Origin of the sequence: uncultured Campylobacter sp., from assembly GCF_938031315.1 — a bacterium.
In the GTDB taxonomy this organism is placed as follows: domain Bacteria; phylum Campylobacterota; class Campylobacteria; order Campylobacterales; family Campylobacteraceae; genus Campylobacter_B.
The window spans coordinates 1-1,029 of sequence record NZ_CALHHT010000408.1 but is presented as its reverse complement, the minus strand read 5'-3'; the positions used below and the strand labels follow the sequence as shown (position 1 = coordinate 1,029).

The following is a 1,029-nucleotide window of genomic DNA, read 5'->3' as shown; positions in this document are numbered from 1 at the left end:
AGCCAAAAACCGCTAAAGACTTTTTAGGGCATCTCTTGCGTTTTGCGCCTTTGCTTCGCCTACGCATTCACCTAAAATTTTAAAAATTCTCTCGAATTACTCGTCTGTGACGCCTAAATTTCTAGCTCCGCCCAGGTGCGATTTTAGCTGCATATTGACGTTATTTAGCGCCGCTAGTGTTGAGACGGTGATAATCTCACGCTCTAAAAAGCCTAAATTATCCCTGCTAAAAAGATAGGTCTTCAGTCCATGATCGACCGCAGGCGCGTCAAAAAGTACCGTACCAGAATAATCGCTCCTGAAGATGTATTTTTGCGTCTGCTCTCCAAGCGCGTAAAAATCGCTGTCCACAGTAACCGGGCTCGCGTCTTTGCCAGCAACGTCCTTTATGCCCGCCGCCTCGCGCTCTTTTACAAGGTCGTTAAAAAGTATGAGCCCGTTTAATCCCATCGGAAAGCCGATATAGGCGCTTTGATGCGACAGCGCCTCTCTGATCTCGCTCACGCTAAGCTCTGCTTTTAGAGCGTTTTGCAGCGCGCCTTTTAGTTTGTCCGCATCTGCCGCTGCCGCATAAGCAGCCACGCTAACTAGCGCTAGCTGCTTATCACTTAGTGCCCCGCTAAGCTTTGCCGCGTGCGGAAGCTCGTTAAAATTCACCATCGTTTGCTCCTTTGCCGTGTTTAAATTTAAAGCGGCGTGAACCACTGGAATAATCCAAAAATTTCATCTTTGCTCCTTTTTTGGCAAGGCTTGTCTTGCAACTTGCAGACGAGCGCCAAAAAGTAAAAGTCACTCAAAGGCGCTCGCAAAGTAGGCCGCTTAACGAAACGTAAAACTATTTATTTCTCATGGGCTTATCAAACGCCGACGCCGTCGCGTCCTTAAAGTCCATCGCCTCTCCTGCGATGTTCCTTGTGTCCTTCATATCCGCCATCACGAGCGCCATTTTTTGCTCGGCGTTTTTAAAGGCGCTCGAGCCCATAAAAAGATACTGTGCAGGCATAGCCTGGCGCGAGATCTCAAACATCA

The 1,029-nt window shown here is 48.3% G+C and carries 2 protein-coding genes; both read right to left on the bottom strand.

The features are described from left to right. Positions 1 to 96 precede the first annotated feature (96 nt). On the bottom strand, positions 97 to 660 hold the full coding sequence (locus tag Q0236_RS10200; RefSeq protein ID WP_297917430.1) for a carboxymuconolactone decarboxylase family protein: 564 nt from the start codon (positions 658 to 660) through the stop codon (positions 97 to 99). 175 nt (positions 661 to 835) lie between these two features. Next, the coding region (locus tag Q0236_RS10195; protein ID WP_297917427.1) for a hypothetical protein at positions 836 to 1,029 on the bottom strand (194 nt) is incomplete at its 5' end.

Coding starts and splice junctions, on each gene's coding strand:
- Q0236_RS10200 (WP_297917430.1), bottom strand. CDS start 660: ATGGTGAATTTTAACGAGCTTCCGCACGCGGCAAAGCTTAGCGGGGCA.